This is a genomic window from Cohaesibacter celericrescens (assembly GCF_002866925.1).
GTDB classification, from domain to species: domain Bacteria; phylum Pseudomonadota; class Alphaproteobacteria; order Rhizobiales; family Cohaesibacteraceae; genus Cohaesibacter; species Cohaesibacter celericrescens.
Window position 1 is genome coordinate 51,373 of the sequence record NZ_PKUQ01000022.1, and the last position, 23,222, is coordinate 74,594.

At 48.7% G+C, this 23,222-nt stretch carries 18 protein-coding genes, 1 tRNA gene and 1 pseudogene; 12 read left to right on the top strand and 8 right to left on the bottom strand.

Annotated elements, in window-relative coordinates:
- Positions 1-2 precede the first annotated feature (2 nt).
- The 4 genes from C0081_RS11470 (at position 3) to glpK (ending at position 7,306) form a co-directional block, all read left to right on the top strand.
- Positions 3-3,086, top strand: coding sequence for an efflux RND transporter permease subunit (locus C0081_RS11470; protein ID WP_101533976.1), 3,084 nt, complete (start codon positions 3-5; stop codon positions 3,084-3,086).
- Positions 3,087-3,374: 288 nt separating this feature from the next.
- On the top strand, positions 3,375-4,160 hold the full coding sequence (locus tag C0081_RS11475) for a DeoR/GlpR family DNA-binding transcription regulator (protein ID WP_101533977.1): 786 nt from the start codon (positions 3,375-3,377) through the stop codon (positions 4,158-4,160).
- Positions 4,157-5,680 carry a glycerol-3-phosphate dehydrogenase gene (gene glpD, locus C0081_RS11480; RefSeq protein ID WP_373236444.1) on the top strand — a complete coding sequence of 508 codons (1,524 nt, stop codon included), beginning with the start codon at positions 4,157-4,159 and terminating at the stop codon, positions 5,678-5,680. Before C0081_RS11475 ends, glpD begins: the two co-directional genes overlap by 4 nt.
- Before the next feature lie 129 nt (positions 5,681-5,809).
- On the top strand, positions 5,810-7,306 hold the full coding sequence (glpK, locus tag C0081_RS11485; protein WP_101533979.1) for a glycerol kinase GlpK: 1,497 nt from the start codon (positions 5,810-5,812) through the stop codon (positions 7,304-7,306).
- Positions 7,307-7,368: 62 nt separating this feature from the next.
- Here glpK and C0081_RS11490 read toward each other — a convergent pair whose 3' ends face one another.
- From C0081_RS11490 to C0081_RS11505, 4 genes are all read right to left on the bottom strand, one after another.
- Complete coding sequence (locus C0081_RS11490) at positions 7,369-9,291, bottom strand: methyl-accepting chemotaxis protein (RefSeq protein ID WP_180966860.1); 1,923 nt, start codon at positions 9,289-9,291, stop codon at positions 7,369-7,371.
- 502 nt (positions 9,292-9,793) lie between these two features.
- The gene (rpsI, locus tag C0081_RS11495; protein WP_101533981.1) at positions 9,794-10,276 is read right to left on the bottom strand and encodes a 30S ribosomal protein S9; all 483 of its coding nucleotides are present in this window, start codon (positions 10,274-10,276) and stop codon (positions 9,794-9,796) included.
- Positions 10,273-10,743 (bottom strand): 50S ribosomal protein L13, encoded by a 471-nt coding sequence (rplM, locus tag C0081_RS11500; RefSeq protein ID WP_101533982.1) that lies wholly within the window; start codon positions 10,741-10,743, stop codon positions 10,273-10,275. The genes rpsI and rplM overlap by 4 nt, the downstream gene beginning before the upstream one ends.
- A gap of 383 nt (positions 10,744-11,126) precedes the next feature.
- The gene (locus C0081_RS11505) at positions 11,127-11,561 is read right to left on the bottom strand and encodes a PaaI family thioesterase (protein WP_101533983.1); all 435 of its coding nucleotides are present in this window, start codon (positions 11,559-11,561) and stop codon (positions 11,127-11,129) included.
- A 211-nt stretch (positions 11,562-11,772) separates the two neighbouring features.
- Here C0081_RS11505 and C0081_RS11510 point away from each other — a divergent pair, with 211 nt between their 5' ends.
- The 3 genes from C0081_RS11510 (at position 11,773) to C0081_RS11525 (ending at position 14,601) form a co-directional block, all read left to right on the top strand.
- Positions 11,773-12,588, top strand: coding sequence for an enoyl-CoA hydratase (locus C0081_RS11510; RefSeq protein ID WP_101533984.1), 816 nt, complete (start codon positions 11,773-11,775; stop codon positions 12,586-12,588).
- 9 nt (positions 12,589-12,597) lie between these two features.
- A complete protein-coding gene (locus C0081_RS11515) occupies positions 12,598-13,023 on the top strand; it encodes a CoA-binding protein (protein WP_101533985.1) in 426 nt (141 codons plus the stop codon).
- A gap of 297 nt (positions 13,024-13,320) precedes the next feature.
- Positions 13,321-14,601: an O-acetylhomoserine aminocarboxypropyltransferase gene (locus C0081_RS11525; RefSeq protein WP_101533987.1), complete on the top strand. Its 1,281-nt coding sequence runs from the start codon at positions 13,321-13,323 to the stop codon at positions 14,599-14,601.
- A 77-nt stretch (positions 14,602-14,678) separates the two neighbouring features.
- On the opposite strand, the gene C0081_RS11530 is transcribed toward C0081_RS11525, so the two are convergent.
- Positions 14,679-15,779 carry a COX15/CtaA family protein gene (locus tag C0081_RS11530; RefSeq protein ID WP_101533988.1) on the bottom strand — a complete coding sequence of 367 codons (1,101 nt, stop codon included), beginning with the start codon at positions 15,777-15,779 and terminating at the stop codon, positions 14,679-14,681.
- Between the two features lie 238 nt (positions 15,780-16,017).
- Between C0081_RS11530 and C0081_RS11535 the strand changes: the two genes are divergently transcribed.
- Positions 16,018-16,215: a DUF2842 domain-containing protein gene (locus tag C0081_RS11535; RefSeq protein WP_101533989.1), complete on the top strand. Its 198-nt coding sequence runs from the start codon at positions 16,018-16,020 to the stop codon at positions 16,213-16,215.
- A gap of 13 nt (positions 16,216-16,228) precedes the next feature.
- Here the strand turns inward: C0081_RS11535 and C0081_RS11540 are convergent, their stop codons facing one another.
- Positions 16,229-17,917, bottom strand: a complete 1,689-nt coding sequence (locus C0081_RS11540; protein WP_180966861.1) for a GumC domain-containing protein — start codon at positions 17,915-17,917, stop codon at positions 16,229-16,231.
- A gap of 316 nt (positions 17,918-18,233) precedes the next feature.
- Here C0081_RS11540 and C0081_RS11545 point away from each other — a divergent pair, with 316 nt between their 5' ends.
- From C0081_RS11545 to C0081_RS11560, 4 genes are all read left to right on the top strand, one after another.
- The gene (locus C0081_RS11545) at positions 18,234-18,791 is read left to right on the top strand and encodes a polysaccharide biosynthesis/export family protein (RefSeq protein WP_101533991.1); all 558 of its coding nucleotides are present in this window, start codon (positions 18,234-18,236) and stop codon (positions 18,789-18,791) included.
- Between the two features lie 191 nt (positions 18,792-18,982).
- On the top strand, positions 18,983-20,518 hold the full coding sequence (locus tag C0081_RS11550) for an undecaprenyl-phosphate glucose phosphotransferase (protein ID WP_101533992.1): 1,536 nt from the start codon (positions 18,983-18,985) through the stop codon (positions 20,516-20,518).
- Between the two features lie 178 nt (positions 20,519-20,696).
- Positions 20,697-20,773: transfer RNA gene (locus tag C0081_RS11555), tRNA-Pro, on the top strand.
- Positions 20,774-21,137: 364 nt separating this feature from the next.
- The gene (locus tag C0081_RS11560) at positions 21,138-21,434 is read left to right on the top strand and encodes a hypothetical protein (RefSeq protein WP_180966862.1); all 297 of its coding nucleotides are present in this window, start codon (positions 21,138-21,140) and stop codon (positions 21,432-21,434) included.
- A gap of 995 nt (positions 21,435-22,429) precedes the next feature.
- Here C0081_RS11560 and C0081_RS11570 read toward each other — a convergent pair.
- Both C0081_RS11570 and C0081_RS11575 read right to left on the bottom strand, forming a co-directional pair.
- Positions 22,430-22,667, bottom strand: a pseudogene (locus tag C0081_RS11570) (MerR family transcriptional regulator); the annotation flags it as partial.
- A 162-nt stretch (positions 22,668-22,829) separates the two neighbouring features.
- Entirely contained in the window at positions 22,830-23,141 is a 312-nt protein-coding gene (locus C0081_RS11575; protein ID WP_101533994.1) for an integration host factor subunit alpha, read from the bottom strand.
- Positions 23,142-23,222 lie beyond the last annotated feature (81 nt).

Here is a 23,222-nt window from a genome sequence, read left to right on the forward strand (position 1 = left end):
AAATGAACATCACAAATTACGCCATTGAAAATAAAACTGTCAGCTGGATGGTAACTATCCTTTTGCTGGCAGGTGGTCTTATGGCTTTCCTCGGTCTGGGAAGGTTGGAAAACCCTGAATTTACCATCAAACAAGCCGTGATCGTTACGGCGTACCCCGGAGCATCGGCGCAAGAAGTTGAAGAAGAAATTACGCTCCCAATTGAAACTACGTTGCAGCAATTAGCCTATGTCGACAATGTCACATCGATCTCTTCCTCGGGTTTAAGCCAGGTAACGGTTGAGATGCTCGCGACATATCGCAAAGCAGATCTGGCGCAGATTTGGGATGAAATGCGGCGCAAAATACGCGATATGCAGGCAACGTTGCCTGCTGGTGCCCAGACTCCGATTATCAACGACGATTTTGGTGATGTGTATGGTATCTTTATGGCCATTACCGGCGAGGGATATAGCCATCAAGAGCTTAATGATTATGCAGACTACCTGCGAAGAGAATTGGTATTGATCAAAGGCGTTGGCAAAGTTTCTATTGGCGGAGAGTTGCAAAAGCAGATCATACTTGAAATCAATCGCGCCAAATTCTCCTCACACAATCTGTCCGTCAGCGCCCTTCAAGGCCTGTTGCAAGGACAGAATCTTGTATCCAATGCTGGCAATATCAAGGTTGATAGCGAGTATATTCGCATCAGTTCAACCGGAAATTACGGTAATATCGATAAAATACGCGACATCTTACTCGGGCAAACTGGCGACGAGCTGATCTATCTATCCGATGTCGCCGATGTGCAAGTGGACTATAAACAACCACCAGATCATGTTTATCTGTTCAATGGCAAGCAGGCACTAACACTTGGGATCTCCTTCTCTTCCGGCGTCAATGTAGTGGAAGTGGGCGCTGAGGTGCAAGCGCGCCTGAACCAACTCGAATATTCTCGCCCCGTAGGTGTCGAACTCTCGACCGTTTATGATCAGCCGGCGCTTGTTGATACTTCCATCAACGACTTTCTTATCAGTCTGGCTCAGGCAGTTGGTATCGTTATCATAGTGCTTTTGATCACGATGGGAGCACGGTCCGGTATTTTAATGAGCCTTGTATTGTTGCTAACAATCTGCGGCACATTCATTGTTATGCTATTTGCTGGCCTTGAATTGCACCGCGTTTCTCTAGGGGCTTTGATCATTGCTCTAGGCATGCTGGTAGACAATGCCATCGTGGTGACAGACGGCATCTTGATTGGACTCAAGCGCGGGTTAACGCGGGTCGAGGCCGCCCAACGGATTGTTTCCCAGACTGTTTGGCCGTTGTTTGGAGCAACAGTAATAGCGGTTGTAGCATTCGCACCAATTGGCCTTTCCCCCGATGCTACAGGTGAATTCACAGGTTCCTTGTTCTGGATCTTGCTAATTTCACTGATGATTTCATGGGTTTTTGCCATCACACTGACACCATTTCTTGCATCAATGATGTTCAAGGAAACGCCGAACAGCGAGTCTGAAAAAGCATCAGAACCAGACATTACCGACCCCTACAAAGGCCTGTTGTATCAAGTCTACAAATGGGTATTGCTGCTAACGCTACGTTGGCGTTGGATATCTGTCGCCGTGCTTATTGGTTGTATGTATGCAGCGGTTTACGGCTTCGGATTTGTTAGTCAGGCTTTCTTCCCGCCATCCAATCTGCCTGTCTTCACAGTTGATTACTGGTTGCCTCAAGGGTCTGATATTCGCGCGACCATTAGCGACATGTCCAAGCTAGAAGCGGTCCTGCAAGACAATGATAAAATCAAACAAGTGACATCAACTATCGGCAGTGGAGCAGAACGCTTCATGCTCACTTATAACGCCGAGCGATCTTACCCCAACTATGGTCAATTCATTATTGAAGTGAATCAATATGACGAGCTGCCCGAAGTCAGGAAGTGGGTCGACGCAACTTTTAAGGAACTAGCACCTCAGGCCTTTACAAAATCCAATCGCTTCTCACTCGGCCCTTCAACCAAAGCAAAGATTGAAGCGCGTATTTCCGGTCCGGATGCGGCGGAGCTTCGTCGACTTGCACGCAAAGTGTTGGAAATTTATAGGTCTAACCCTGCAGCAGTCAACATCAGACATGATTGGCGCGAACGCAGCAAAGTGTTGCAGCCCCAATTTGCTGAAGCAGAAGCACGCAGACTCGGCATATCCAAATCGGACATCGACAAAGCTATTTTGATGAATGTCAGCGGCTTGACTATTGCCTCCTTACGGGATGGATCTTCAACCCTGCCAATCATCCTTCGTCCACCTTTAAGTGAGCGATCCAGCGTTGAGCAGCTTGGTAATATCCAAGTTTATAGCCCAGTTCTGAGCCGGTATATCGGCATCGATCAGGTGGTGCATTCAATAGACCTTGCGTGGGAAGATCCGTTGGTTATGCGGCGAGATAGGAAGCGTACCATTCAGGTTTGGGCAGATGCAGATGACAATTCCGATGTTGACAGCTTTGAACTGTTTCAAGAGCTGAGACCTCAAGTTGAAGCGATCGAACTGCCGACAGGGTATGAACTGAGTTGGGGGGGGGAATATGAAAGCCAAAACAAGGCAAACACCGCAGTCTTTGCCTTCGTGCCCCTTGGTGTCTTGGTCATGTTTGCCATAACGGTAATGCTGTTCAACTCAGTTCGGCAAACGCTGGTGGTTTGGCTGACTTTACCGCTGGCTATTATCGGCGTCACGAGCGGGCTTTTGTTGTTCAACCAACCGTTCAGCTTTACAGCAATGCTTGGGTTCCTCTCTCTGTCTGGCATGTTGTTGAAAAACGGTATTGTCCTGATCGAGGAAATCAAACGTCTGAACGAAGAGGAAGGCGTTAAAATGCACGACGCCATCACGCATGCTGCGGTGTCACGCTTGCGTCCTGTATCCATGGCCGCAATCACGACAATCTTGGGGCTGATACCTTTGTTGACCGATGTCTTTTTTGCCCCATTGGCTGTGACCATCATGTTTGGTCTCGCTGCGGCGACGATTTTAACACTGATCGTCGTCCCCGTGCTGTTTGCCCTCTTCTATCGGGTATCATACAGGAGCGGCGAGCATATTTAACCGTCGTGTTTCACATTTCACCTATTGGGCCGGAGGCGTTTATTCACCTCCGGCCCTTTTTGTTTCAAGTTCTTATCTGACTACCCCAAACCTCATCAATATCCTTTGCGCCGTGTTTGGTCCAAAAATTCCGGTAGTCCATCTATTTAGCCAGCATTTTATTCCATTCACAGTTGCGCGCCCGCCCCCTCCACGCTTTCGTTTTTAATTCAATGTGAAAATAAATGAACTTTTCTGTTGAACAAACGAATATTTTGGCGCAAACTCTCTTTGAAACAGGAGAGATCAGTGGAAGCGCTCATTCCTCGACACCAGGACATTTTGGACATTGCAAAACGGGAAGGTCGCGTTGACGTAGACGGTTTGGCGGATACATTTGATGTAACGCCGCAGACAATCCGCAAGGACCTGAACTATCTATGTGACAAAGATCGACTGGAGCGCGTGCACGGCGGCGCGATCTATCCGTCCGGCGTTACCAACTATGCGTACGAATCCCGCCGCATGCATGCCGCCTTGGAAAAAGAAGTCATTGGCAAGGCCGCTGCACAGTTGATCCCGGATAATGCCTCTCTCATCCTGAACATCGGCACCACCACAGAACAGGTCGCACGCGCTTTAGTGCGTCACGACGGCCTGATGGTCATCACCAATAACATAAACGTTGCCAATATATTGCATGAACTCTCTAATGCAGATGTTGTGGTCGCAGGTGGGATGTTGCGCAAGTCTGATGGTGGCCTGGTGGGTGAAGCAACCATCGATTTTATTGAGCAGTTCAAAGTAGATTTTGCTGTCATTGGCGTATCCGCGATCGATGCAGATGGCTCCTTGCTCGACTATGATTATCGCGAAGTGCGCATTTCGCAAACAATCTTACAACACGCACGCAAGACCATCCTTGTGAGTGACTCAATGAAATTTGAACGCAACGCACCGGTGCGAATAGGGCACCTTTCTGACATAGACATTTTTGTCGTTGATAAAACGCCGAGCGAAGAGATCCAGCAGATATGCCGCGATGCAGAAACACAAATTGTCGTCGCCTCTCCCTCTAACAGTGAGCATGCATGATGAAACCAGAAATCAAAGACATCTTTATCATTGGCGGCGGTATCAATGGCTGCGGCATCGCCCGTGATGCCATAGGGCGCGGCTATTCGGTTACGCTGGCTGAAATGAATGATTTGGGCAGCGCTACATCGTCGTCATCCACCAAACTCATTCACGGTGGTCTGCGCTATTTGGAATATTATGAATTTCGACTGGTTCACGAAGCCCTTAAAGAACGTGAAGTGATCTGGGGTAACGCGCCTCACATCGTCTGGCCTCTTCGATTTGTTTTGCCGCATCACAAAGGGTTGCGCCCTGCCTGGTTCCTGCGCCTTGGCTTGTTCATGTATGACTATATGGGCGGCCGCAAAAAGCTGCCCGCCACCACAGATGTCAACATGACCACCAACATTGTTGGCAAGCCTCTCAAGCCGCTATTCACAAAAGGGTTTGAATATTCGGACTGCTGGGTAAACGATGCACGTTTTGTCATTCTCAATGCGATGGATGCAGCAGAAAAAGGGGCCGATATTTTGGTGCGGTCCAAAGTTACATCTGCGACTTATGATAGCGGTGTATGGACAGTTGAGGTTACAAATCAACTCACAGGTGACGTAAAAGAACATCGCGCCAAAATGGTGATCAATGCTTCGGGCCCTTGGGTCGATCATGTCATTGACGATGCGCTGCATGATCCCGATGATAAGAATGTTCGTCTGGTGCAAGGTAGCCACATCATTGTCAAAAAAATGTTTGACCATGATCGGTGTTATATTTTCCAGAACACGGATGGCCGGATCATTTTTGCCATTCCTTATGAAGAAGATTTCACCTTGATCGGCACCACGGATCATGATTTTGAAGGCGACCTCAGAACAGATGCCGTGGAAGCAACGGAAGAAGAGATTGTCTATCTTTGCAAAGCCGCCAGTGAATATTTCACCGAGCCGGTAGCCCGCGACAATGTAGTCTGGAGTTATTCTGGCGTGCGACCTCTTTATGACGATGGAGCATCAGCGGCACAAGAAGCAACACGAGACTATGTGCTGCGCCAAAAACCGGAAGACCACGACTCCTCTATCATTCATATTTTTGGTGGTAAGATTACGACATCACGTAAGTTGGCTGAAGCCGTTGTTGACAAGATCGCGACCAAAATAGGCAAACGCGGCGAAAAATGGACGAAAAAAGCGGCCCTCCCCGGCGGTGATTTCGCCATGGACGGCTTTGATGCCCTCTTGGCCAAACTCAAAAGTGAGCACAGCTACCTGTCTGACCGTCACGCAAACCGCCTGCTTCGTCTCTATGGCACACGCGCCTGGACCCTACTGAACGATGTGGCAAACACGGATGAACTGGGACAGAATTTTGGTTCTGACCTTTATGAAGCTGAAATTCAGTATTTAATCGAGAATGAATGGGCCATAAACGCCGATGACATTCTTTATCGTCGCACCAAGCGCGGCTTACATTTGGGCCAAGATGAAGCGTCCAAATTACAGGCCTACATCGAGAAATATCGCGCAGAATTGGCGGGATAGGTAGTTCCATTTCGAGGTCTGCACATCGGTGAATTCTCACGGTGGGCAATCATTGTGACGCCATTAACAAGCCAGTGGCGTCATCCATCAAGACACTGCATAGCATTCGAGGGAAGAGGCGGATCGCTTATGAAAAATTCATATGTAATGGCTATTGATCAAGGAACAACTTCATCAAGAGCCATATTATTTGACGCAAACTATCGCATATGCTCGGTTGCCCAGCAAGAATTTACGCAGCATTTTCCGCAATCAGGCTGGGTCGAACATGACCCTGAGGAAATCTGGGAAAGCGTGTTATCAACTTGCCGCGATGCCATTGAGAACGCTGGAGCGCACGCTTCAGAAATCGCCGCAATAGGGATAACGAACCAACGTGAAACCACGCTGGTCTGGGATAAACGCACCGGCGAATGTATTTATAATGCGATTGTCTGGCAGGACCGCCGCACATCCGACTATTGCAAGCAATTGAAAGAAGCCGGCAAAGAGCAAGTGGTTATTGAGAAGACCGGTTTGCTGCTAGACCCCTATTTTTCAGGCACTAAAGTTGCTTGGATTATCGACAATGTCGAAGGTGCACGACAAATGGCTGAAGATGGCCACCTCGCCTTTGGCACTATCGACAGCTTTCTGCTCTGGCGACTGACTGGTGGAAAGGTGCATGCAACCGATGCCTCCAACGCCAGTCGTACTATGCTTTACGATATCCATAACAGCCGATGGAGCAGCACTTTACGACAAGTTTTGAATCTTCCGCAAAATCTCAGCCGACCGGAAGTGATGGATTGCGCTGCCGATTTTGGAACCTGTTTGCCAGAGCTATTTGGCGGACCAATTCCAATCACTGGTATTGCAGGTGATCAGCAGGCAGCAACGATTGGGCAAGCTGGTTTTAGACCCGGCACGCTCAAATCAACTTACGGCACAGGTTGCTTTGCATTGCTCAACACGGGTGACAAACCGGTTAAATCAAACAATCGCCTTCTCACCACAATCGCATATCAATTCAACGGCAAACCTACCTATGCATTGGAGGGCTCTATCTTCATTGCCGGAGCCGCTGTGCAATGGCTGCGTGATGGTCTTGGCATCATCGAAAAAGCCAACCAAGCAGGCCCCCTCGCCCGTAAAGCCGACGAAACCCAGCAAGTTTACTTGGTGCCTGCTTTTGTTGGCATGGGTGCCCCATACTGGGATGCCGACTGCCGCGGCGCGATGTTTGGCCTGACACGAGGCACTGGCCCTGAAGAGATTTGTCGCGCTGCCCTCGAAGCGGTGTGCTATCAAACCCGCGATCTGCTTACAGCGATGAACAAAGACTGGGGTACAACAAGCAAGGCCATATTGCGCGTCGATGGCGGCATGGTAGCCTCAAACTGGACAATGCAATTTCTCTCCGACATTCTAGATACAGTTGTGGAGCGTCCTAAAAACTTGGAAACAACGGCCCTTGGCGCAGCTTATCTGGCCGGATACCAAGTCGGTTTTTATCCGGAACCTGAAGAATTTTCCAAGAGTTGGGAGCTGGAAGCCAGATTTAAACCCCATATGGACGCAGCTCAAAGAGAGAAGAAATATGCAGGCTGGCTGGACGCAGTCGCTCGGACGCTCTCCAAACCTTAAGCATACACTCGTAAAAAAAGGGCCGCTCAATGCGGCCCTTTTCAGTTCAAGAATTTTATTGATTAAGCTGCGCGAATTGATTTTACAAAGTTTTGGACCGTTTCACTTAACGAACCTGACTTACTTGAAAGGTCCAGCGCAGCATTCAGCACCTTGCTGGCACTCAGCTCAGTCTCTCTGGCCCCTTCAGTAACCAGAACTGTGCTTTCAGAAACCTCTTGCGTGCCTTTAGCTGCCTCACTTACGTTATGCGCAATCTCTTGTGTCGCACTACCTTGTTGATCGACGGAGGCTGCTATTTCTGCAGAAATTTCGTTGATCTCGATGATCACATCACCTATACCTCGAATTGCATTGGCCGCTTCATGAGAGACCGATTGCATTGCATTGATCTGTGTCGCAATCTCGTCGGTTGCTTTTGAAGTCTGATCTGCGAGTGATTTTACTTCAGAGGCAACAACAGCAAAACCTTTTCCCATTTCCCCAGCACGAGCAGCCTCGATGGTGGCGTTGAGAGCCAACAGATTGGTTTGAGCCGCAATGTCGTTGATCAAGCTAACGATCTGACTGATGCGCTCGGTTGTAACAACAAGACTTTGAACCGTTTGATCCGTCTGCTTGGCCGCGCCACTCGCTCGTTCGGCTATGTCTCGAGATTGGTTGACGCGGCGAGAAATCTCGGTAATCGAGGCAGCCAACTCTTCTGAGGCCGCAGCAACGGACCTTACATTGGTGGAAGCTTCTTCCGAAGCAGCAGCAACCGTGGTTGCGCCCATTGCACTTGATTCTGCGGTGGCGTTGAGGTCCTTGGCTGTCAACTCCAGATCACTGGAGGAATGCGTGATAGTTTCAAGCACGTCCCCTACCATAGCATCGAATTGCTCGATTAGTTGGTCAACACGTTCGACACGACGCTGCTTGGCCTGTTCTTCTTCTTGCTGTTGCGCTCTCATTTTTTCTTGTTCAATTGCATTTTGCTTAAAGACCAGAACAGCTTCAGCCATGGCTCCGACTTCGTCTTTGCGCTCAAGGCCCCGGATTTCAGCAGTGTTGTCACCTTTGGCCAGACGCCCCATAACTATCGTCATGGCTTGAATTGGCCGAGCAATGAGGCGGGTTAGGAAGAAGCCTAGAACAATAATCATCAATATAGCAGCAAGCACACTGGCGATAGCAACAGAAGTGCGGAATTCAGCAAGGCTGGCATAAGCCATATCTTTGTTCATAGACAATGCAACATACCAATCCACTGGCAACCCTGTGATTGGGACAAACGTAATGAGAGACGTACCATTTAATTCTTCGATTTCAGCGATGCCTCCCTTGATTTCCGGGGCACCATTTGGATAAGCGTCACTCAAAGGTTTATCGACCAATTCCAAGTTTTTATGAACAAGGATTTTTCCGTCTTTGGAAACCAGATAGGCATAACCTTTCCCATCGAAATCGGTATCAGCAAGCATTTCAACCAAAGTGTTGATTGAAAAATCTGCACCTGCAACGCCAATCAGGCCCTTTGTTGATTGAGCAGGAGCTGCAACAGATATTATGAGCTCCTTTGACGAGGCGTCAACATAGGGGGCCGTTAGGATTGCTTTTCCATTGCTTGCGGCGCCTTTATACCATGGGCGTCCTCGCGGGTCGAAATCATCAGGCAAATCTATTTTTGGCCATATATGGAAAGTTCCAGCTTCTGTTCCGAGATATGCGTTCTTAAAATTCTCTTCCAGCACTTTGTTTTTAAAGATTTGAACAGGATCTTCAGTGGGCAACAACTTAGTTGCGGATTCTGCCGAAGATGAAATCATCATCAAACGCGCTTCAAGCCAGTTATGGATGCTGTTCGCGGTTGATTCCCCGACGCTTTCCAAGAAGACAGCAGTGCTATTTTCTGTTTCTTTTGTCAGGAGCCTATCATTGTAGATTGCAAATACTGCAAATACAACCAAAATAGTAACGGTCGCTACAAGAAGAACTTTTGCCATTATTCCTTTAGTCAACGATACGTATAAACTCTTTACACTCTTTTTATTGTTAGGCATTTTCTCACCACGCTATGGAATAACAAAACATTCACCTACAACTTGGACCTATAATCTAACCAAATTATTTACACTTCCATAGATCTTACTCAGCAAGACCATTATGCACGGTATTTTTGACAATACCTCTAAATCATAAATCAACGTAAGCTATGAATATGTATTTGTGCGTACAGTTCTTCTGCTTGAATTCTTCTTCATAACAACCAGACAAAGTATTCCCCCAAGACGGACAGACTTGCATCACTCTACTTTTAGTGCAGAAAATGAAATTGTTGAGTATTAGTATCTTGGCTTGAATAGATCGCAAAAGCCGGTTGACCTCTCTTACTTCATTTGATCTCCGATATTACGCCTAACGATCTCCTTTTGCGCGAGTTGAACCCACATACGAAAAAAGGCGACCCGAGGGCCGCCTTTTTGAAACTTGGAAACGTCTGACAGATTAACGTTTGGAGAACTGGAAAGAACGACGGGCTTTTGCGCGACCGTATTTCTTACGTTCAACAACACGAGCATCGCGGGTCAGGAAGCCGCCCTTTTTCAGAACAGCACGAAGACCTGGCTCATAGTAGGTCAGAGCTTTGGAGATGCCGTGACGAATGGCACCAGCCTGTCCGGACAGACCACCACCAGCAACTGTACAGATGATATCGAACTGACCAACGCGGTCAGCTGCAACGAGAGGCTGCTGAACAACCATCCGCAGAACGGGGCGACCAAAATATTCAGTGAACTCTTTTTTGTTCACGATGATTTTGCCTGTACCCGGCTTGATCCATACACGAGCAACAGCGTCTTTACGCTTGCCGGTTGCGTAGGCACGGCCAAGTGAATCGAGCTTCTGCACATAAACAGGAGCGGCATCTTCGAGCTCTACACCAACTGCGGAGCCGAGATCTTCAAGAGACTGGATCTGATCGCTCATGATTTAGGCCCTCTAGCATTCTTAGAGTTCATGGATTTAACGTCCAGCGCCTCAGGGGACTGGGCAACATGAGGATGCTCTGCACCAGCATACACACGCATGTTGGACAGCTGAGCACGGGTCAACGGACCGCCGGGCATCATACGCTGTACAGCTTTCTGGACCACACGCTCTGGGAATTTTCCCTCGATGATCTGACGAGCGGTACGCTCTTTGATGCCGCCGGGATGACCGGTGTGCCAGTAGTATTTTTTGTTTTCGTATTTGCGGCCGGTCAGTTTAATTTTCTCGGCGTTAATTACAATAACGTTGTCACCACAATCCATATGTGGAGTGAAGGTCGCTTTATGCTTGCCACGCAGACGCATCGCGATGAGCGAAGCAAGGCGGCCTAGCACGAGACCTTCAGCATCGATAAGAATCCATTTCTTTTCGATGTTAGAAGGGTTGGCTGAAAAAGTTTTCATTGCACTTCCGTAATCGGTGTCACGAGATGAACGTGAAACGGCGACCCTCATTTGTGCGAACCTTATCCTAACAACCGAATAGCTATAAAGAGGTACGCAACAGAGCCACCGCAATGTCTGGAGCTGGTTTTATAGAAGTCGATACTTTTGTCAAGCGATTTCATATAAAATAACGCAGTGATTTCAACGCTGTATTTTTACGGTATTATTTTACCACAAAATAATATGAAGATTCACAGCTGCAACGACTTCATTCTTTGATCAGCTTCTGACTGATTGATTGATTTTTGCTTGATAGAGAGAATTCATGCCCAACGCAGCTGCTTTTAGGACATCCATGCAATTGCGCCTACATATTAGAGGCTTTTCGTTGTGGTGGTTCATCAGACTAGGGATTTAACAGGGGGAATCGAATAGGTCGCGGTAGCGTGAGCAACAAGATTGTCATTGCCGTTACTGGTTATATCGACCTCTACCACCACGAGTCGCCTCCCCGATTTTAGTATTTTAACATGGGCCAATATATCCCCCGGCGCAGGCTTGCTCAGAAAATTGATGTTGAGACTGGTCGTCACAGCCAATGCAACAGGGCCCAACTCGGCTAATATCAAGACATAAGCGGCATAGTCAGACAGGCTCATCATCGCCGGTCCAGATACGGTGCCACCTGGCCGTAGATGTCGCTCATCAGCCTTGAGGCGGAGCATCGCCTCTCCTTTTTTGATCCAGTCGATAAAAAAGCACCGACCACCGATGTTTAACTGAGGGAATTGTTCGTCCAGCAGCTCTTGTACTTGTTGCTCGCCCATTTTTAGCATCACAGCACCCTCCCCTATATATAATGGCTCTTGGTCTTTTTATTACTTTAACGTCTTCGTCAAATAGATCATAGTTTACTCCATATGCGCAAGTATTTCTCCTTATTCAGAAATACTGCCATGCGGGACAACGCCTTGACATATCCTTGATGTCGCGGGCATTGTCCGCCACAAAGCGCGAAATGTGCACAATTGTCCCAAGGAGACTGATATGACGGCGACCAATTCTGAGCAGGAATCTGCGGTCCTTGTTGAGCAAGTCGGCCCAATCCGCCGTTTGATCATGAACCGCCCTAAAAGTCGTAATGCCCTATCTGAAGAAATGATGGAAGCGTTGGCAAAAGAGCTGGATAATGCCAACAACGACGATGCCACACGGGTGGTGGTCATTGCGGCCAACGGCCCCGTTTTCTGCGCTGGCCATAACCTTAAAGAACTGACCGCTCGCCGCTCGGACCCAGATCATGGACGACACTATTTCGCCTTGATTATGCGCACCTGCTCTACACTGATGCAGGCAATCGTCAATATGCCCAAAATCGTCATCGCCGAAGTCCAGGGCACCGCCACAGCTGCAGGTCTTCAACTGGTCGCGACGTGTGATCTGGCTATTTGCGTTAATGAGTCCAACTTCTGCACACCTGGGGTTAACATTGGTTTGTTTTGTTCCACACCGATGGTAGCATTGACCCGTGCCGTTCCGCGCAAACAAGCCATGGAAATGCTTGTCACCGGCGAAGAGATTGACGCCCATACAGCCAAGGCCTACGGCATCGTCAACAGAGTGGTTCCACTGGAGTATTTGCGCCTTGTGGTCGATAAATATGCGACAGAAATCGCCCAGAAGTCTGCTCACGCGCTCAAGTTTGGCAAAGAGACCTTCTATCGCCAAGCAGACATGAATCTTGCCGATGCTTATGATTTGACATCGCTGGTAATGACCGAAAACATGCTCGCTGCTGATTCAGAAGAAGGAATCAGTGCATTTCTTGCCAAGCGTTCGGCTGACTGGCCGAGCTTGAAATAGGAGGCGATTTTGGATCATTCAAACTACTCCGACGCTTACATCAAAGACATTCTTGAAAGCGTCAAGACGATTGCCCTTGTTGGTGCCAGCGACAAAGAAGAGCGAGCCAGTTTTCGCGTCATGCGGTTTTTGCTGGAAAAGGGGTATAACGTAATCCCCGTTAATCCTGGTAAAGCGGGTGGCAAAATTCAGGGTCAGACCGTCGCAGCTTCCTTGGCTGATATCAACGAACCGATCGATATGGTCGATGTGTTCCGCAACTCGGAAGCAGCAGGCAAAGTCATCGATGAAGCCATCGCAATAGGGGCAAAAACGGTCTGGATGCAGTTGGGCGTGATCAATGAAGAGGCCGCCCAGCGTGCAGAAGATGCTGGACTGAAAGTCGTCATGGACCTTTGTCCTAAAATTGAGTATCCACGCCTGATGAATGCCTGATAGCTCCCCCCTACTCATTCAATGCATAAGGGCCGTTCATATAAGTGATCGGCTTTTTTTTCGTGCCTGACATTTCAGATAATAGAGTTAGAAATTGCAGAAGTGCGACAGATTGGAACGCATCTGAGCAAATTTGTTCCAAGATCCCTTCAAATTTGCAATTATATTCGCAATGAACAAATAGCGCCATCTCTAAGTCTGGTCTAAAGTCATCAGCACATCTTGAGTTCAACAATGCTCTGCTGCTTAGATACTTTATGTGCCGACGTTGCAGACACCTTTATTAAGGGGATTTTTATGAGCGAAGAACAGGCTCTCGGCTTTTCGACACAAGCCGTTCACGCGGGCGCACAAGCTGATCCAACTACAGGTGCACTGGCAACGCCTATTTATCAGACAACGGCTTATCAGTTCCGCGATGCAGATCATGCCGCAGCCCTTTTCGGACTGCAAGAATTTGGCAATATCTACACCCGGATCATGAACCCCACGCAGGCTGTTCTGGAAGAGCGCATTGCTGCCCTTGAAGGCGGCACAGCTGCTTTGGCCGTTGCATCAGGGCATGCAGCTCAGATGTTGACATTTCATACCATCATGCGCCCCGGCGACAATTTCATCGCCGCAGATAAGCTCTATGGCGGTTCCATCAATCAGTTCAACCACTCTTTCAAGAGCTTTGACTGGCATGTCAAATGGTCCGACGCGATGGACCCTGAAGCGGCGCGTGCCCTGATCGATGACAAAACCAAAGCCATCTATATCGAGAGCCTTGCCAACCCTGGTGGTGTCATCTGCGACATCGAAGGCTTTGCAAAAGTTGCTCACGAGGCTGGTATACCGCTAATCGTCGACAACACCATGGCAACCCCTTACCTATGTCGGCCGATTGAATATGGTGCTGATGTCGTGCTTCATTCGGCGACAAAATTCATTGGCGGTCACGGCAACTCAATGGGCGGCATCATCGTGGATGGCGGCAATTTTGATTGGTCCGCATCCGGCAAATATCCAATGCTCAGTGAGCCGCGCCCTGAGTATAATGGCATCGTATTGCATGCTGCACTGGGCGGCATCGCCTTTGCCATTGCTTGTCGCGTTCTTGGACTGCGCGATCTAGGACCAGCTATTTCACCGTTCAACGCATTCCAGCTAATTACCGGTTGTGAAACGTTGCCTTTGCGCATGGAGCGCCATTGCGAAAATGCGATGGCTGTTGCCGAGTTTCTTGAAGGACACGAAGCGGTCAGTTGGGTTTCCTATGCTGGGCTCGAATCTAGCCCACACCATGCAGCACAGCAAAAATATCTGCCCAAAGGGGCTGGCTCGGTGTTTACCTTCGGCCTTAAAGGCGGTCACGAAGCTGGCGTCAAATTCATTTCAAGTCTGAAGCTACTGAGCCATGTTGCTAATCTTGGCGACACCCGCTCACTAGCGATCCATCCGGCTTCCACGACCCACAGCCAATTAACCGATGAGCAGAAAACAGCCGCGGGCGCTTCACCAGAAACCGTTCGCTTGTCCATCGGCATTGAAGATGTGAAAGACATCATTGCCGATCTGGAACAGGCAATGGCCTGATCAAGCAGTATCAGCATTAAAAGAAAAGCCGGGTTTAACCCGGCTTTTTAATATCTACGTAATGGAATAAAGCATCACTATCGCAATCTGGCAGCGTTATCCTTTAGATCTCGCACCATAATCGTCGTGGTAATCAGGATCAGGATCGCACCGGCTTGATGCATCAAAGCCAATGTCAGCGGCATTACCAAAACCAGCGTTACAATCCCCAAAATGACTTGCAACAGGAGCAGAACACCAAGAATGGTCGTTGCGATGGTCATTTTTGCGGCATAGGGATCACGCCAAATCCGCATCCAGAGGAACAATGTATAAAGCGCAATCAAATAGGCCATGATGCGATGATTGAACTGGATTGTCATGAGATCCTCAAACGCTGCCAACCAAAACGGGTCCATCTCATAAAGGCGGGAGGGAAGCAAGCTGCCATCCATTAAAGGCCATGTGTTGTAGGTCATGCCCGCGTCCGTGCCCGCCACGAGCCCACCAAGAAAAACTTGCATCAGCACCAACAATAGCATGAAGGCGACCGGCCAGACATGGCGATCCGCACTGACACATTCGGGCATTTTATCGCCTCGTCGATAGCCGCGCGCAACCCAAACAAGCGCAACAAGAATTAGCGATGCGAGGGTTAAGTGGGTTGCCAGTCTGTATTGACTAACGTCGACACGATTGACGAGGCCTGACGCAACCATCCACCAGCCAATAGCTCCCTGTGCGCCCCCCAGCACCAAAAGCAGCAATAATCTAGGCTTGATTGAATCACTCAGCCGCCCCATCAGCCAGAAAGCAATCATGGGAAGAAAGAACACAAGACCAATCACACGCCCCAACTGCCGATGTCCCCACTCCCACCAGAAAATCATTTTGAACTCATCAAGAGACATACCCTTGTTGACTTGCGTATATTCGGGGATTTGCTTGTATTTTTCGAACTCTTCTGTCCATTCGGTAACATTTAGCGGAGGAATAGCGCCATGGATCGGTTTCCATTCTGTGATTGAAAGGCCCGAATCCGTCAGCCGTGTCGCCCCACCGACAATGACCATTACAAACACCAAAAAGGCGACAAAATAGAGCCATGACCGCACCATGGGCCGTGCACGGCTTACGTGGTCCGTGTCTGTTTCAACATATCGACTGGCGCGCTCTGCCGGACTTATGTGGCTATCCATGCCTTAGGTCTCCTTGAAGGCCAAAGTATCTGACTCAAATCTGTTGCTGAATTTATACCCGATGGAATAGGTGTTTGCCCACGAGAAACTTGAAAGATAGTGCGATGCCAACAACTGTGTTGATACAGGCTCCTATATAGGCAAACTATACAGTGCATCAGTGTTTTTCCTTTTCAGATCAACTAAGCTAGTTTAAGAGCCTGTGTGAAGCCCTTTCAACCGCGCAAATGGAAACACCATGACCAAACGCACCCGCAAATTCATTGGTATGATCATTCTTGTCGCGTGGATCATTCTTTATGCGGCCGTTGGCATGACCATTGGCGCAGCTGTTGTTGCGACTGCCGCCCCTTGGATACAAATTGTGTTCTTTGTCATTACCGGTGCATTGTGGGTTTTTCCAGCAGGGCTAATTATTCGCTGGATGGAAAAATAGCGTTAGACGCTGCCTATTCTGCGGCTTGCATCCCGAGCACCTGTTTATTTGGATAAAGCTTGGCTGACATATCTAGCGGCAAAATCATGCTGCTTATGTAGCCGAAATGCCGCATGACGTCATGTACCTGGTGGGACAGCTCGCGATCCGTGTCTGGTGCATAGATACAAGCCTGTACATCACGGGCAAGCCCAAGACTCTTTAGAGCAAACTCATCATCAAAATGCGGACCAATGTCGATCAACAGCAAATCGTAGGTGGATTCCAACGCCAACAAAAAGGCATGGAAGTCATGCGAAAAAAAGTCTTCCGAAACCATACGTCTCGTCCCAACCTCAACGGTATGAACGCCGGTCTCTTCATCAACCCACACAACATCGGCACAAGCCGCTTTGCCGTCGACAAGGTCGCTCATCCCAAGGACTCTGTGTTCGTCTGCATTTGCGTTCAAACTTGATGGCGCTGCGCCCAAGCAAATGGAAACCAAAGATGTACCGCTTGTTGCAAGTCGCTTTACCAAGGGGGTGTAATTGCCCCCCCAATCTTCTTCGTCTGACATAAAAACAACCCGCTTGTGGGAGCTTTTGTAAATAACGCCAGCAACATGATCAATGAGGCAGTCGTCATGACACCACACTTCAACCTCAGTAGACAGAGCGTCAGGCCACTGTTGCGACGGGTCATAGGTAGGATTGGCAACTGGGCAGGACAGCTTCTCGTGTGTGCCCTCCTGCTCTGGTTGTTGCGCTATAGACCACAAAACCGGCTGCGGCATCATAGTACCGACAGCTCCTCTCTTTTGACTTCGTTTCGCGCGCAATGAAATAATGCCAATCAAGAGAATCAAAACAGAAAAGACTAGCATCCCGCTTAATCCAGCCTGAACCAACGCACTTGAAGCGACGGGTTGCACCGGAGTAGTCGCTCGCGCAATCAAACGCGCTTGAGGTGGTAACAAATCGAGTGAGCGTTTGGTTTGCGCTTCGTGATACCGCGACAACATATGGTTTAGCATGCCATATTCTGCCGTCGCCTTTTGTTTTAATTGCGCAATGCGTTGGTTTTCTAATTTGGTCCATTCTGATATTTGATCTTTGGACAATCCAATTGCAGGATCCTGCGCAACCATTTCATCATTAGTCTTTTGCAGGCGAACGCGCAGGGCATGAACGTCAGCATTCAGTTTTTCTACAGCCACATCAAAAGCCCGTGTTTGATCCAGTTTCACCTTATGCAGATAAAAGCGAGCTAAACTGTTGGCGATGGCGGTGGCTTGCGCGGGATCAGGCGCTCGAAATGCGATGCTCAATAAGCGCCTTTCGGCCCGATAGTCTATTTGGGTCGAATCTTGAATGCGCTTGGCAACCAAACTTGATCCATTTGTCTGAAATCCACCCAATCCAAAGGCCTCGAGCCCTCGTTGCCAGAGATTTTTTTCGCTGAAGTGAGGATCTTGGTACAATTGATGTTGCGTAATAATTCCCGACATTACGTCAGGATCTGTCATAAAGGACCGAATAGACGTATTTTGATCGGCTATACTATCGAGCAAAGAGCCGGTTTGCGCGGCATCAATGGATGGCAAATATTGGTCTTGCGGTGCGAGCAAGAGAATTTTGGCTTGCGCCTCAAACAGGTCTGTTTCGGCACTCTTATATAAATAGACTAAAAAAGCGAGCATACAGCATAGCAGTGCGGCCACGGCCCATTGTCTTGCAAGAGTAGCACGGCCTAGTGCTCTTTGATGATTGCAAAATCGGACTGTGCCTACCGGTGCCATCGTGCTGCCACTCAAGGAGTTGGTTTGCGTAGGCATGGTCCATTGAGCCAGCCCTTCTACACAATCTATTGCTGACAGATTATGGTAACCGAGACCTTAACAGACACCTTCTTGATGCCACTTCGTTGCAAATTGCAGCAATTTGTCTGATTTAATTGCGAAATCAAACAGGATTTACGCTCCATTAACCACAAATGCCGTTATCTAAAGTTGGTTTTTCAATGGATGAGTCGTCATCATGTTTGCACGCGTATTGTTATTATTAATTGTCGTTTTAGGGCTGCATGGCTGTTCAAGCTATCGACCAGCAGGGGATGCTTTTCACAAGTCTCTTGTCGGACCCTATACACTGGATTCTGGCGACCGTGTTCGTTTGATTGTTTTCAATCAAACCGACTTAAACAATGAATATACCGTGGATCAGTCTGGATATGTTTCCATTCCTCTCATCGGCAACGTGGTTGCTCGAGGAAAACAAACTAGCGAACTTGCCAAAAACATCGCTTCCCGGTTGGATAATGGCTTCATTCGCAATCCGGATGTTTCCGTTGAAATCGCGCAGTATCGCCCCTTCTTTGTTATGGGCGAAGTGAAAGTTGCCGGCCAATATGCCTATGTGACTGGCATGACAGTGCAAACCGCAATTGCCATTTCAGGCGGTTTTTCAACGCGAGCACAACAACGCTATGTGGACATCACCCGCCAGCTCAACGGCAAGATCCTGACGGGTCGAGTTGCTCTCACCGCCCCCATACGACCAGGTGATACCATTTATGTTCGCGAGCGCTTCTTTTAGACATTTATAGTTGAAAAAGAAATCACGCCCATCTTGTCTATTTTTGAAAGCCCTCTTTGTCAGGGCTTTTTTAACGATAAGGTCCAAAAGTTCCTGTAATCATCCCTAAATATCATTTGCTTAAAACTTATTCAAAATTTACCGGCTAATTGTCTTAGGCGTGATAAGAATTAACAATATGGTGTTGAACAATGCAGGCTCTGGACCCACAAACAGCTTATTCGTCAAGTGCTGTTCTTGCGGCTTCCTCCGAAGACAACGCAAAGGCCAGCCAACAGATCTCTGATCTGGCTCGTGAAGTTGCGTCGGAATTTTCGACAACGACCTATGCGCCCATGATGGTACGCGGCCTCATTCAACTTGGCGACTTCGCAGTCCTTACAACGATAGGGCTGATCTCGAGCTCATTCATGGGTGGATCAGTTTTGGCAGGAATTCATTTGCCGCTGGCCTTTTCTGCAGCTGGTGCTTTGTTGTTTTTGCTTTTCATGCTTTCTACGGATGGCTACGCAGTGCACGAAATGCACAGTTTGGCACCGCAAGTTGGCAAGATTATTGGCGCCTGGACTTTGGTGACCGTTCTATTCCTGCTTGTTACCTATCTATCCGGCACTCCAATCGACGAAAACCGGTCTTGGCTTGGCTTATGGTTTTTTGCAGGCATCAGCTCAATTGCCGCAGTCCGAGCGATTCAGGCCTATTTCATTCACCATTGGCAGGCAGATGGCCGCCTGGAGCGCCGCGCAGTTATTGTGGGTGGCGGGCAACCAGCTGCTGATATCATCCAATCTTTGGAAAATCAGGTCAATAATGACATTCGTATCTGTGGTATTTTTGATGACCGTGATGACGATCGATCCCCTGCCATCGTTGCGGGCTATCCAAAACTAGGTAACGTTGACGATCTGGTTGAGTTTTCTCGCCTTTGTAACATCGACATGTTGATTGTTACCATCCCTGTGACCGCCGAGAATCGCGTATTGCAAATGCTGCATAAGCTTTGGGTACTGCCTTTGGATATTCATCTCAGCGCCCATATGAACAAAATGCAATTCCGTCGCCGCAGCTACTCCTATGTCGGCAATCTACCTACAGTCCCCGTTTTTGCCAAACCAATCGCTAACTGGGGATCATTGCTGAAACGTGTGTTCGATATCGTTATCTCCTGCGTCACAATTGTTGTTTTGTCCCCTGTGCTTATCGGAACAGCTATCGCCATCAAACGTGACAGTGAAGGACCGGTCATCTTCAAACAAAAGCGCCTCGGCTTTAACAACGAAGAAGTCCTAATTTACAAATTCCGCTCGCTTTATCACAATCAGAGTGACGAAAAAGCAGCCAAGTCCGTTACCAAAGGCGATAGTCGTGTAACCAAAGTGGGGCGCTTTATTCGCAAGACATCAATTGATGAATTGCCACAATTGTTCAATGTGCTGTTAGGAACTTTGTCTCTCGTTGGGCCTCGCCCGCATGTGCCCCACCAATTGACCGATAATCGCCTGTTCGAAGAAGTGGCAGACGGATATATGGCTCGTCATAAAGTAAAACCGGGCATCACAGGATGGGCGCAAATTCACGGTTGGCGCGGTGAAATTGACGATGACAACAAGCTCAAACAGCGCGTTCAACACGATATCTATTATATCGAAAACTGGTCGCTGGCCCTTGATCTCTACATTTTGGCTGTGACTCCGCTGAAACTATTCAATCAAGATGGTGCCTATTAGGAGACAGCTGATCAAATCAATCAATAGCCCGCACATGCGCGGGCTTTTTTCTTGCAGAACCCTGTTTGCCTCAATCGAGACTAAATTCATGTAAAATGTTGAATGACTGAGGATAATTGTTATCTTGCCACTTTGCTTTATTGCATGACACGGACATTCCCCCTATAAAACCACGAGTCGGAGCGTAGCGCAGCCTGGTAGCGCACTTCGCTGGGGGTGAAGGGGTCGTAGGTTCGAATCCTATCGCTCCGACCAATTTTCTTCTCCCCGCTTCATCCAAACAATTGTTGTTTTGGTGACTGCTCAGCGCAAACTCCTCTATTAGAGCTTGTCGGGAATTAGGCTGTTTGGCCTGCATTTTCGTGCGCGACACAACTTACACAGCATCCAATGATATTAGCATCAGCTTGGCGAATGACGGATCACCAGGATCAATTCACCCTACTTTAAAACACTCGGACGCCACAGATTTTATTGACTTTAAATTTAGCAGAAACGCCGCTGTTGAATGGCGCCAACCTTTTTTTTCGCTCGCACTGGGAAGGCTTCTTTTCGATGTCATTAAAATTGTAAGGATATACGTAGTTGTTTGTTAAAAAATGCGAACTATGCTCACAACATGATTACTTCATTGAACATAGCAACAGCTGGAATGTCATCGGCGGCGAACCGCTTTGAAGATATAGCGATCGGCATCGCGAACCCTGTACCAGACAATGCGCCTCAGCCTGCTGTAAAAGCCGAACAAGACGTAAAACCAGCTGAGCCTATAGCGCCCGTTTCGCCCACTTCAAACATTGACCAAGCACAACAGTGGATTGACCTCAAGCAGACAGAGCTTGCCTTCAAAGCCAGCGCTATGGCCACCAAGTCCGTAGCCTCTGCTGCTCAAGAATTGATGGACGTCCTGCGCTAATGCGATAGTCTTTTCTATTTACATTCAATAAAATCAATCAGACCGCGCTTGATCAAGAATGCGTTTGCATTCCAACAACTCGAAAAGAGTTGATTGTAAACGGCGCACATCGTCGCGCGCCATCCCCTTGGCGGCCCTATTTCCGTCCTGATCGGTGGGCTCCACACGATGACGAAGGCGTGTAAAAAAGCCAGATTTCTGCTCTTCTTCCAACATTTGCGCTCGGCCATCTGCAACAGAAATCGACGCGCTTTCTCCGTGCAGAAACTTTGGATCGCCTCGCACAAGATCACTTGGAATTTTCTGCCCTAACTCATGTTCTTCAGGAACCATGGCTGGAGCAATATTTGATGCTGGAAATTGCTCAGGCGCGTGTACCACGTGACTAGGTTGAGGGGCAGCGACAAAATGCGCTGGCAAGGCGGCTGGCGCTACGACGGCCTCGGGTGCAATCCCCGCATTCAAAGCGACAGCTTCCTGATTCACCGGATGCATAAAGGTTTGCATGTTGGCCATCGGCGGGCTTTGAGGGTTGGTCGCAGGTTGATGTGCAACAGCATCAGGGTGTATCGGCACCGCGACTGGTGCGGGGGTTGCGACATAGGCCGCAGTAGGGTGCACAGGTTGGTTCGGCAGGCCCTGCTGCACAGTTGGCGTAGTATCCACACGATTTACGCTTTGTGGCGTTTGCGCATGAGGGGCTTGGTTTACCACAGGGACATCTTGAGCGATATCTTGCCGGGGGGACGTTTGCAAAGCCACTGGTTGACGAACAGGGGCTGGAAGCGTTGATTCTATAGGCCGCGCAGGTTGGGCGGGCTGCATCTGAGGAGTAACAAGTGGAGGTAGATCCACTTCCAGTTCATTTGGTTCTCGTGGCACCGAAGCCGAGGGAGTATTGGCGCCCGCTGAACCATCCATAGTACCAGCTGAAACGAAGGGACCATCGGGCGTTACATCGTCACCCAAGGTATCAATCACGTGGCGGATGCCTTGTTCCTTAAGAATACGCTGAACGCCTTTGATGGTATAACCTTCATCATAAAGCAGGTGGCGTATACCGCGCAAAAGTTCCACGTCGTCGGGTCGGTAATAGCGCCGCCCGCCACCACGTTTCATTGGTTTGATCTGCGTGAACCGCGTTTCCCAAAAACGCAAGACATGTTGCGGCAGATCCAAGTCCTGCGCGACTTCGCTGATTGTCCGAAATGCATCCGCACTCTTGCGCAAGATTCCCACCTAACTCGCGTAAACGCTTTTCCTCTACCGGAAAATATTCAACAAAAACTCTACGCCAGATCCATCCCTAGTCGGCGAAATAAGTATCCATTGGTTTTGATCCGACCATCCTGCCATTGTGTGTTCCCCAAAACAACAGAATGCCAGATGCCCCTATCAAGTTTCTTTTGGAGCCAAAGAGTCGTTGATTTTCTTTTTCAACACATTTGACGGCTTGAAAACCATCACCCGGCGCGGTGAAATAGGCACTTCTTCGCCGGTCTTAGGATTGCGACCGATACGCTCATTCTTATCACGCACAAAGAATGTTCCAAATGAAGACAATTTGACCTGTTTACCATCGACAAGACAATTGCTCATTTCATCAAGGACCATCTCGACAAGCTCAGCGGATTCAGTCCTAGACAAACCAACTTTTTGGTAGACTGCTTCGCACAAATCCGCGCGCGTAACCGTTTTACCCCCCATGCGACAATCCTCATCTAAAAGCACAATTATCTAATGACTCATTTGGTGTTGGAAGGGTATTGCCGGAATCATGTTCCGTCA

Bases quoted from the DNA above. Each gene is read 5' to 3' on its own strand.
- C0081_RS11550 (WP_101533992.1), top strand. From the start codon at position 18,983: ATGCAGGCTCTGGACCCACAAACAGCTTATTCGTCAAGTGCTGTTCTT.
- rplM (WP_101533982.1), bottom strand. From the start codon at position 10,743: ATGAAAACTTTTTCAGCCAACCCTTCTAACATCGAAAAGAAATGGATT.
- C0081_RS11535 (WP_101533989.1), top strand. From the start codon at position 16,018: ATGACCAAACGCACCCGCAAATTCATTGGTATGATCATTCTTGTCGCG.
- C0081_RS11470 (WP_101533976.1), top strand. From the start codon at position 3: ATGAACATCACAAATTACGCCATTGAAAATAAAACTGTCAGCTGGATG.
- C0081_RS11560 (WP_180966862.1), top strand. From the start codon at position 21,138: ATGATTACTTCATTGAACATAGCAACAGCTGGAATGTCATCGGCGGCG.
- C0081_RS11530 (WP_101533988.1), bottom strand. From the start codon at position 15,779: ATGGATAGCCACATAAGTCCGGCAGAGCGCGCCAGTCGATATGTTGAA.
- C0081_RS11490 (WP_180966860.1), bottom strand. From the start codon at position 9,291: ATGGCAAAAGTTCTTCTTGTAGCGACCGTTACTATTTTGGTTGTATTT.
- C0081_RS11510 (WP_101533984.1), top strand. From the start codon at position 11,773: ATGACGGCGACCAATTCTGAGCAGGAATCTGCGGTCCTTGTTGAGCAA.
- glpK (WP_101533979.1), top strand. From the start codon at position 5,810: ATGAAAAATTCATATGTAATGGCTATTGATCAAGGAACAACTTCATCA.
- C0081_RS11545 (WP_101533991.1), top strand. From the start codon at position 18,234: ATGTTTGCACGCGTATTGTTATTATTAATTGTCGTTTTAGGGCTGCAT.
- glpD (WP_373236444.1), top strand. From the start codon at position 4,157: ATGATGAAACCAGAAATCAAAGACATCTTTATCATTGGCGGCGGTATC.
- C0081_RS11525 (WP_101533987.1), top strand. From the start codon at position 13,321: ATGAGCGAAGAACAGGCTCTCGGCTTTTCGACACAAGCCGTTCACGCG.
- C0081_RS11505 (WP_101533983.1), bottom strand. From the start codon at position 11,561: ATGCTAAAAATGGGCGAGCAACAAGTACAAGAGCTGCTGGACGAACAA.
- rpsI (WP_101533981.1), bottom strand. From the start codon at position 10,276: ATGAGCGATCAGATCCAGTCTCTTGAAGATCTCGGCTCCGCAGTTGGT.
- C0081_RS11575 (WP_101533994.1), bottom strand. From the start codon at position 23,141: ATGGGGGGTAAAACGGTTACGCGCGCGGATTTGTGCGAAGCAGTCTAC.